At 54.2% G+C, this 8,008-nt stretch carries 8 protein-coding genes and 1 pseudogene; 5 read left to right on the top strand and 4 right to left on the bottom strand.

The genetic code is table 11. The features are described from left to right. Window positions 1-581 (bottom strand): ABC transporter permease subunit (locus AC221Y_RS16690; RefSeq protein WP_486707797.1); only part of this gene is annotated, 581 nt, incomplete at its 3' end. A gap of 53 nt (window positions 582-634) precedes the next feature. Beyond that, complete coding sequence (locus AC221Y_RS16685; RefSeq protein WP_299757139.1) at window positions 635-1,672, bottom strand: transporter substrate-binding domain-containing protein; 1,038 nt, start codon at window positions 1,670-1,672, stop codon at window positions 635-637. On the opposite strand from AC221Y_RS16685, the gene AC221Y_RS16680 reads away from it, so the two are divergent. Beyond that, window positions 1,659-1,886 carry a hypothetical protein gene (locus AC221Y_RS16680; protein WP_299757136.1) on the top strand — a complete coding sequence of 76 codons (228 nt, stop codon included), beginning with the start codon at window positions 1,659-1,661 and terminating at the stop codon, window positions 1,884-1,886. The genes AC221Y_RS16685 and AC221Y_RS16680 overlap by 14 nt on opposite strands. Before the next feature lie 312 nt (window positions 1,887-2,198). Next, window positions 2,199-3,734: a choline-sulfatase gene (betC, locus tag AC221Y_RS16675; RefSeq protein ID WP_486707796.1), complete on the top strand. Its 1,536-nt coding sequence runs from the start codon at window positions 2,199-2,201 to the stop codon at window positions 3,732-3,734. Window positions 3,735-3,887: 153 nt separating this feature from the next. Here the strand turns inward: betC and AC221Y_RS16670 are convergent, their stop codons facing one another. Both AC221Y_RS16670 and AC221Y_RS16665 read right to left on the bottom strand, forming a co-directional pair. Then, window positions 3,888-5,381, bottom strand: a complete 1,494-nt coding sequence (locus tag AC221Y_RS16670; RefSeq protein WP_299757132.1) for an FAD-dependent oxidoreductase — start codon at window positions 5,379-5,381, stop codon at window positions 3,888-3,890. A 112-nt stretch (window positions 5,382-5,493) separates the two neighbouring features. Continuing rightward, window positions 5,494-5,859, bottom strand: a complete 366-nt coding sequence (locus AC221Y_RS16665; RefSeq protein ID WP_486707795.1) for a cupin domain-containing protein — start codon at window positions 5,857-5,859, stop codon at window positions 5,494-5,496. 668 nt (window positions 5,860-6,527) lie between these two features. Here AC221Y_RS16665 and AC221Y_RS16660 point away from each other — a divergent pair. The 3 genes and pseudogenes from AC221Y_RS16660 to AC221Y_RS16650 all read left to right on the top strand — a co-directional run. After that, complete coding sequence (locus tag AC221Y_RS16660; protein ID WP_299757128.1) at window positions 6,528-6,908, top strand: RidA family protein; 381 nt, start codon at window positions 6,528-6,530, stop codon at window positions 6,906-6,908. A 224-nt stretch (window positions 6,909-7,132) separates the two neighbouring features. Further along, complete coding sequence (locus tag AC221Y_RS16655) at window positions 7,133-7,705, top strand: dimethylsulfonioproprionate lyase family protein (RefSeq protein ID WP_366141755.1); 573 nt, start codon at window positions 7,133-7,135, stop codon at window positions 7,703-7,705. A gap of 208 nt (window positions 7,706-7,913) precedes the next feature. Next, window positions 7,914-8,008: pseudogene (locus AC221Y_RS16650) on the top strand (carbohydrate ABC transporter permease); the annotation flags it as partial.

The raw sequence follows: 8,008 nt of genomic DNA, 5'->3' as shown, positions 1-8,008 counted from the left end.
CGGGTGCCACCAAAACGGTGTGCGGCAAAAAGCGCGGCTATGATTGAGAGCGCGATAATTGCCAAATCCAGAGCTGACCAAGCTGGCGCCGCAAGCATCAGGCCGCGGTTGGACAGAAAGCCGAGCCCGGCAAGATCGATGGCTGCGCGTGGCGAGGGCATATGGGTCAGGATCGCGTACCAGAAGATGACTTGGAGGATCAGCGGGACGTTTCGGAAGGTTTCGACAAAAACCGTGCCGAGAACGTTTAGAATGAGATTGGACGAAACGCGCATGAGGCCAACTGCAAGGCCGACACATGTCGCGCACGCAAGTCCAGCAAGTCCGACGAGGATTGTGTTCAGAAATCCTGCCAGAAGCATGCGCGAATAGGGTGAGCGGTCGGTTGCCTCGATGATCGAAAAGTTAATAGGCCAACCAGTGGAGCGATCGAGGAAACCAAATCCGGTCGCAATTCCCTGTGACACAAGATTGTCGCGCGCAGTGAGCACGAAGCTTAGCGTCAAAAGTAGCGACGCGGCCAGAACGGCAGCCTGGATCACATAGCCGCGCGTCCGGCGGTTGCGAAGAACTCGAAGCATGAAGGTCCTATCAAAAATGCGGGGCCGGGCAATGAGCCTAGCCCCGCAATGGATCAGTCGAGGACCAGCGAATAAAGAAGACCGCCGTTCGACCAGAGATGGTTCTTGCCCCGTGGCAGTTTATAGACGGAGTTTTCGCCGACAGTACGGTCGTAGATTTCACCGTAATTCCCGACGGCTTTAATCATGGTGTAGGCCCAGTCATCGCTGAGGCCTAACCGTTCCCCGACGCCCGGACTTGCGCCCAGAAGACGTTCGACCGACGCAGACGGTGGGTTGGCGCGAATTTCGTCAACATTGGCTTGTGTGATCCCGTTTTCTTCTGCCATCAACAGAGCGGACATCATCCAGTTGATCACATCGATGAAACCGTCGTCGCCTTCTCGGGCTGCGATGCCTTCAGGTTCAAGCGCAAGAACTGCGTCGAGAATTGTGAAGCCCTCGGGATCCGGGGCGTTGAACCGAGTTGCTGCAAGAAACGGACCGAAACCGGCCAGCGCATCGCAGCGCCCCGCATAGAGCGCAGCGCGTAGCTCTTCGGCTTTTTCGAAGTTGAGCGCCTCATAGGAAATTCCGCGCGCGCCCATGTAGTCGGCCACGATACGTTCGATAGATGTTCCTGCGTTGATGCAGAACACGCCGCCTTCAAGGTCTTCCGGCGATGTTGCGCCAAGATCGCTGCGCACGAGGATGTTGGTCGGGCCGATGAAATAGGGGCGCGAATATTGGAGGCCGAGGTCGGTGTCGCGGCTCATCGTCCAGCCTGTCACCTTGATGATGACGTCGATATCGCCCGACTGCAGGGCGGGGAAGCGCTGAGCCCAGCTAACTGGAATGAGCTGAAGTGCTTCGGGATCACCCAAAATTGCAGTGGCGAGCGCCTTGCACATCTCGATGTCAAAGCCTGACCATTTTCCCTGATCATCAACTTCGGCAAAACCAAGGTAGCTGCCATTGTGGCTGGTACACAGAAGACTGCCACGCTCTTGAATTTGGGTGATCGTCGGTCCGGGGTCGGCGGCCGATGCCGGAAGGGCAAGGCACGCCGCGATGGCGGCGGCGGTAAGAGTTTTTGTTGTGGATCTGATCATGATAACCTCTTCTTTTGGTTTGGAGGACTCCGCTATCCAGGCGGCGTCTTTTTTGGTGCACAACCCCAGGCTGCGCGAGAAACTCAACCTTTTCCTGATTTATTACTGCCTTTCTTGTTTAGAGGGCCTCAACGTGTGCAAGCGGGCAGCTGCAAAACACTTCGGCATTCATTCTGGCAAGACGCTCTGCCGGATGCGCGTTGCGTTCACCTAAAGCGGCGACCCGAACATGATGGTCTTCTGACTAAAGATATGGGTTGGTGTCTTCGTCACTGTGCAGAAAATGAAACCTCGTTTATCCAACTTCAGTTCTAGAGCGCGGGTCTCGCCTTGAAGCTTATCGCACACCAGCAATACTTGCATGCAATTCTGAGGCCGCGTCCCCATACGGAACGGTGCGGCTTTGGTCTTTACACTCGCAATGCTGGTCACACCCTCCTGAGCAAAGTTGCTGATTCCCAATTCCGAGGCTAGCTTACGGTCGACACTCTGTCGACAAGGCGCTTGAAATCAGGAGAACCCGTCGATGATAGAAACCACCAGTATGCCTAACATTGTATTGTTCATGACCGACCAACTGACAGCCTCGGTGTTATCCAGCTATGGCGGTGAAGTTTGCAAATCCTCAAATCTTGATCGGCTGGCTGCGCGCAGCGCGGTTTTCGAGCAGGCCTATTGCCCGTACCCACTGTGTGCGCCATCTCGATTTGCTATGATGTCAGGTCGTCTGGCTTCACGCATTGGGGCGTGGGACAATGGAGCCGAGTTTCCTGCGGCAGTGCCAACTTTCGCCCATTACTTGCGCGGGCGCGGCTATTACACCTGCATTTCTGGCAAGATGCACTTCGTGGGTCCCGATCAGTTTCACGGGTTTGAAGAAAGGCTCACAACCGAGATCTATCCTTCAGATTTCTCTTGGACGCCAGCCCCGCAGGAACGCGACGCGTCTGACCGGTTCGGCGCCGGAGTTTCTTCTGTAGAAAGCGTTCTTGATGCAGGGCCGATGGCGCGCACAATGCAGATCGACTACGACGAGGACGTAATGCACCACGCTGTGCGCGAGGTTTACGCCCGTGCCCGCAGCGCCGACTCCCGGCCCTTTTTGCTCACAGTTTCGCTTACTCAACCGCATGACCCGTACATTACTACCCCGTTCTTTTGGGACCTTTATGAAAATACCCCGATTGACCCGCCGCGCGTGCCCGCGATCCCATTGGACCAACGGGACCCTCATTCGCGGATGCTCCATAGCCACTATGGTCAAGATAAGACCGATATTGATCCGAGCGCGACCGCCCGTGCCCGACGCGGATATTACGGGATGATCTCACATATAGATGCAATGTTCGGCCGCCTAATGGACGCTTTGTTGGAGTCTGGTTTTATCGAGAACACAGTGGTGATCTTTGCCTCCGATCATGGCGACATGATGGGTGAGCGAGGTATGTGGTTCAAAAAAACACTCTTTGAGCCGGCCATACGCGTGCCACTTATCATTAGCGGTCCTGGGATTGCGCAACGCCGGATTTCTACGCCGGTCTCCCTTCTTGATCTACTGCCGACTCTCGTAGATCTCTCAGGCGCGCCGTCGGGCACTGTTTGTACACCGCTCGATGGCCAAAGCCTTGCACCACTTTTGCACGGGCGTTCCAACCACATCCCTGTACTGGCAGAACACCTTGACGGGGGCACCGACGCACCGAGGGTGATGCTGCGTGATGGTGATCTGAAACTTGTGCTTTCGCGCGCCTATCCACCGATGCTGCACAATCTCGGCAGTGATCCTTTGGAATTGAACGATCTCGCGTCGGATCCAATAGCTGCAGATGAATTGGCAAATCTCACATCAAAGGCGGAAGAAATATGGGATCTAGATTCACTGGCAGCAGAGAAACGTGCGAACCAAACCGCACGCACAGTCGTCAACAAAGCCCTTCAGCAGGGCCGCCGTCAGGCTTGGGACTACACACCGGGCGCGCTCGCTCAAAATACAAGCTACGTGCGTAGTGGTGATACATTTCCCGATGTAGAGCGCAGAAGTTACTTACCGTCGAAAAGCTAGAGTTCAACTGCAAGAAACGAACCAGTGTCACCCCACGGCAATGTTATGGATGGAGGGCTCTGTCAGACACTACCAGCTTGGTCGGGCATGGTAGCTTCGAGCCATAGCAACCGATGCTACAAATTTCTTAGATGGCTGCAAAGGCCGCGGGCCTTACCCAAGCGGCCCCGCATGAACTCCAAAACGACCGGCCACCCTGTCTAAGGTGCGTCGACAATGGGCGATGTCCCTGGTTGCACTGGCCTTCATACGCATTAGGCCTGCCATGCGACGGGGTAACGGGTACCAACGGTCCAGATCCAACCCGCAACGATCCAGAAGCATGAATGGCAGTGTCTGCACCGCGATAACCTGGTTCATATAGGCTTGCGCCGCAGAAGCGCCGACCCAAGCGTTGCGGTTCTTGCGAAACAGCGCTTCGTGGTCGAGTGTGTAGAAGCCCCGACCGCATAGCTGGTCACGGTACAACAGGTGTGTCGCGAAAAAACCGACAACACTTGTCAGGAAGTGGAAACCATCGCGCGGGTTGATGCCGAGTACACAATTGTTCGGGCTCAGGATCGGCATTGGGTCTTGAACTGCCTCATCACGGAAGAAGCTACCAGTGCAATTCACGAAGATACTACCTTCGGGAACAACTGAGTTGGCTCCGCTGCGCATCGTCATTTGCGGGCCCTCGGGCGTGTCGGCTACGTCTACGAGATAGTCCGCAAAGGTCTCGGTCAGACCTGCCATGATTTTTGCGAGTTCTTCTTCGGACTGAAGCCCGTATAGAAAGACCCCGTTGTCCGTGCCCGCATCGGTCGAGTGATTTTTGCGGACATGTGCAAGTGTGTTGTCCTCATTGTCGCCGTCGAAATTCAAGGCTAGGTCTCGGAAAAGCCGTGAGACCAACTCGCCGGATGTCCATCGCTTCATCCCCGTTGGGAGATACTTCGTTCGGTTGAGAAAATTAGTACCACGCCCTTGGATCAGCGAAATCCGGCGAGAGGGATCGGCTGCAAGCGTGGCAAGAACGGAGTCCATACCCGTTTTGCCGCCTCCGACAACAACAACGGCTGCACCAGGATGCATGTTCAAGGTCATACGCAAATCCTGCGGAATAATCGAAACAACACTCTTGCTTGAAAACGCAAGTGGCTGGGCGAGCGCATAGTTCAATCCCGACGCATGGATGGCACGCTTAGTGAGAACGGTTTTAGAAGTTCCAGGCTCTCCGTTTGGGTGAAAGGCAATCTCCGCCATTGGCCCCTGACCGGTTTCAATTTCGACACAGCGCGCGACGGTCTGCATGAATTCGGTTTCCAAGGCGACCTTCGCGCCTATCGGAGTGAGCGAGCTGGACAGATGGTTTTGCACCTCGTCACGCGCCGCCAGATAATTGCGCGGCTTGCGCCAGTTCCATTCCATATCGCCAACTGTGAACATCGGATGTGGCTGGTGTAGGCGAACATAGTCATAAGCCGTGTTCCACATCCCCCCCGGCGCGTCCTTCTGATCCACCAACAAAACCCGGGCACCTTTCGGAAGATATTCGGATGCCGCGCTTAAGGCGTTCAACCCAGCGATACCCGCACCCACAACGACAAGTTCGTAGGTTTCAGTCTCCGAACTCGCGTCCGTTCGTATTTGCCCTTGATCCAGCATTTTCGACCTTTAGCATTACGTTTTATCAACCTTCCCATAGTAAGTTGGAATTTTCCAAGTGAGGAATGACAGGCTGGATCATATCGCTTAAAATCAGTCTACACTTTTCAAGCTATTCAGGCTGAAGTCGCTTCAAGTTCTTAACCGTGAAATCGCTCACCGCATCACCCGTATTTAGAATGGTTGAAGGCTCAAACAGCATAACCGTTGGCTTTTCAGTGAGTGAACGTGGACGGTGTTCTACAGTGCGTGGCACGACAATAAAGTCACCTTCGTCCAGCTCAACGGTCCCGTCCCGGAAATCGATTGCAATGCGGCCACGAAGAACAAAAAATCCTTCGTCTTCATTGGCATGTGAATGCCAATCGAATGCCTCGCCAAACTTTGCGACTTTGACTTGAGACTGGTTCACATCGCCTACAATATGAGGATCGAACTCCGCTGAAATCTGACGGTCGGCAGCAGCAACGATGTTCACTTTTCTGGGGGCATAATTGGTCTCCTTTCACTTGTGTGAACTGACAGTCCTCAACTAGAATGCCTCTTGATGTAATTTGTCGGTGTTTTGTGCCCCGATCAAGTCTCTTGGAGATGCTGTGCCGTGATACGGGCCTGACGCATGAGCTGAGTGCGACTTCTGGTCCCGGGGGCAGAGTTGAAGCGGCTTTTAATCTGACGAATACAGTCCGGCAAATTCAGTGAACAATCCAGTGACCTGTCCAGAAAAAAGCAAAAAATTTGCCGAGTCGAACTCTCTGTAAGTAGTTCATACTATGCAGGTTTTTGACTGTGCCGGTAGGGATCGAACCTACGACTAACTGATTAAAAGTCATGTTTCTATGAAGAGTGTCCACATGCAGAGCGCGTGGTGGCCGGAGAAGCATTGTCAGATCAAACTCATCTGTTAGCATCTGAGCGAGGAGCATTAGATGCTTTCGCGTCGCGTGCCTGATGATCATGAAGAAAATAGATAAATTATACCCGAACTTAAAGGCTCCGAACCGCGGCAGAAAGATGAGGTCCGGTTTATCCGACACTGCCCCACGAACGCCTGACAGCACGGTTCAGATGGATCGATGTAAATTCATCCACTAGCGGTTGATCTGGGCCAATCAAACTGCACCGCTTATATCGCAAGGAGGACACATGGATATTGAACGTCACTTAATCGAAGGGCAGATGGCGCCCGTAAGTCACTATTGTCATTCCGTACGGGCGGGAGAATTGATCTGGGTTTCCGGCATAGTCGGGATGACGGCGGACGGGCACATCCCTGAGCAGACAGCAGCGCAGTTCGACATTGCACTTCACGCCATGGATGTGTGCCTGCGAGCAGCCGGGGGCCGACCGGATACAGTAACCAAGGTGCAGATCTTTCTAACAGATATTTCTGACCGCGCTTTGATCAACCCAGCCCGTGTCGCCTACTTTGGAGAGCATTTGCCAGCATCAACGCTTGTGGAAGTTTCGGCGCTTGTGGATCCAAGGATGAAGGTGGAAATCGAATGCATGGCAGTTGTCGGATAGCGACGCTTTTGTCAGTAGATCTTGGCTCTTCGGTTTGCATGCTGGCAGGTCCCGATCACAGGTCTGGCAGCTCGCTGCGAGATGAAAGTGATTTGTTGAGCGGAGCACTCATTCCATCCGTGCCGCAGAACGTACCGACCATCGGCGCGATCAGGCAATTGAATGTTTAAAGGGGCCTGCCTTTGCAAAGACGTCCGTCAGAATTGCAAGATTTCTTAGATACCATGCAAAAAGCGCTTTCGGTATCGGTGCTTGGCCAGCCAGCGCGGAAGATGTTGAGCAAAACCTTCTCAGCTCTTCGGGAAGTTGGCGTCGTCGTGTCGCGCGAGGGCATGCAGCTACCAGTCTGTCGACATCTGTCTAAAGCCTGCAACCCATCAGATTTATCAAGTCCTGACCTGGTGGCTATCTCGCTGTCTTTCATGGCACTGGAACCTTCGCTCATATGGCGCCATCGCGGGGGTCCTATAGTAGGCGCCAGCGAAGGGTTTCAGTATGGTCACGCCAATGCAGTGATCATAGGGCCAGAGGGACTTGAGGAGAGGTCAGATGTTTCGATTGGGGTCTCACTGCTCGCACCCAATATAAGATATCCCGACCACACCCATCCACCAGAAGAGACCTATCTCGTCATGAGCAACGGTGCTTTTAGCAATGCGTCTACGCCGTGGATAGAGCCAGGTATTGGCGGCACATTCCACAACGCGCCAGGTGTGGTGCACACAATGCGATCCGGCGATGTTCCACTGATGGCTTTCTGGGTGCTTTGGAATGGTGGCAAAGCGACCGGCTTATGAAGAGGGACACTGCGCGCTTATAGGGAAAACTTATCGCCGGTCTCTTCGGGGCTCTTTGCCGCCGTTCGCTGAAGATCGCTCCGAGGTCTGCTGCGCGGGACCTAGCTGCCGTTCCCCGAAATCTGCCTTGAGGCCGCTTTGGGCGGTCCCAATTCGCTCGAAGCTCACCATAGCCGGAGTGTCTCTGCTCGATTTGGGTGTGAGGTCTTTTCGGCTATTTTCGTCCTTGGGGATTGTGAATTCGGTCTTTGGAATCGCGTTGGCCCATTGCCTGTTCAACATTCCGCTGGCGGTGTGGATCCT

It is taken from the genome of Boseongicola sp. (assembly GCF_057460485.1).
The sequence above is the reverse complement of the archived record's forward strand: the minus strand, read 5'-3'. Positions and strand labels throughout refer to the sequence as shown.